Below are 828 nucleotides of genomic sequence, written 5' to 3' on the forward strand. Positions count from 1 at the left end.
GGTCGCGGGTTCGAGTCCCGTCTTCCGCTCCATAAGCCGGGGTGGCGGAATTGGCAGACGCACAGGACTTAAAATCCTGCGGTAGGTGACTACCGTACCGGTTCGAGTCCGGTCCTCGGCACCAAAACAAGTCGGTAAACCGGGCGCCAGTAGCTCAATTGGATAGAGCGTCTGACTACGGATCAGAAGGTTGTGGGTTCGACTCCTGCCTGGCGCGCCATAAAAAAGAAGGACCGGGAAGTAGCTCAGCTTGGTAGAGCACTTGGTTTGGGACCAAGGGGTCGCAGGTTCGAATCCTGTCTTCCCGACCAGAAACACGGGGCATTAGCTCAGCTGGGAGAGCGCCTGCTTTGCACGCAGGAGGTCAGCGGTTCGATCCCGCTATGCTCCACCATAATAATATATGAAAGAATTCGGCGGTGTAGCTCAGCTGGCTAGAGCGTACGGTTCATACCCGTGAGGTCGGGGGTTCGATCCCCTCCACCGCCATCCCGAGGACCTTTAGCTCAGTTGGTTAGAGCAGACGGCTCATAACCGTCCGGTCGCAGGTTCGAGTCCTGCAAGGTCCACCAAAAGGTTCATTAAGGGAAAGAGAACAATATGGAGGAATACCCAAGTCTGGCTGAAGGGATCGGTCTTGAAAACCGACAGGCGGGTCAAACCGCGCGGGGGTTCGAATCCCTCTTCCTCCACCATAATAAGATTATCGCGGGGTAGAGCAGTCTGGTAGCTCGTCGGGCTCATAACCCGGAGGTCGCAGGTTCAAATCCTGCCCCCGCAACCAAAACGGTTCCGTGGTGTAGTGGTTAACATGCCTGCCTGTCACGC

Annotated in this window: 8 tRNA genes; all 8 read left to right on the plus strand. The window is 56.4% G+C overall.

The features are described 5' to 3' along the window. The first annotated feature begins 35 nt into the window (after positions 1–35). The 8 genes from FKZ59_RS14390 to FKZ59_RS14425 all read left to right on the plus strand — a co-directional run bounded on the left by FKZ59_RS14390 (position 36) and on the right by FKZ59_RS14425 (position 784). Positions 36–124 (plus strand) — tRNA-Leu (locus FKZ59_RS14390). A gap of 19 nt (positions 125–143) precedes the next feature. After that, positions 144–220 (plus strand) — tRNA-Arg (locus FKZ59_RS14395). Between the two features lie 14 nt (positions 221–234). Further along, a tRNA-Pro gene (locus tag FKZ59_RS14400) sits at positions 235–311 on the plus strand. Between the two features lie 7 nt (positions 312–318). Next, positions 319–394: transfer RNA gene (locus FKZ59_RS14405), tRNA-Ala, on the plus strand. 21 nt (positions 395–415) lie between these two features. Then, a tRNA-Met gene (locus FKZ59_RS14410) sits at positions 416–489 on the plus strand. Positions 490–495: 6 nt separating this feature from the next. Beyond that, a tRNA-Ile gene (locus FKZ59_RS14415) sits at positions 496–572 on the plus strand. 30 nt (positions 573–602) lie between these two features. Beyond that, positions 603–695 (plus strand) — tRNA-Ser (locus FKZ59_RS14420). 12 nt (positions 696–707) lie between these two features. Then, positions 708–784, plus strand: a tRNA-Met gene (locus FKZ59_RS14425). The last annotated feature ends 44 nt before the right edge of the window (positions 785–828 follow it).

This window comes from Ureibacillus terrenus, from assembly GCF_006569205.1.
Lineage (GTDB): Bacteria > Bacillota > Bacilli > Bacillales_A > Planococcaceae > Ureibacillus > Ureibacillus terrenus.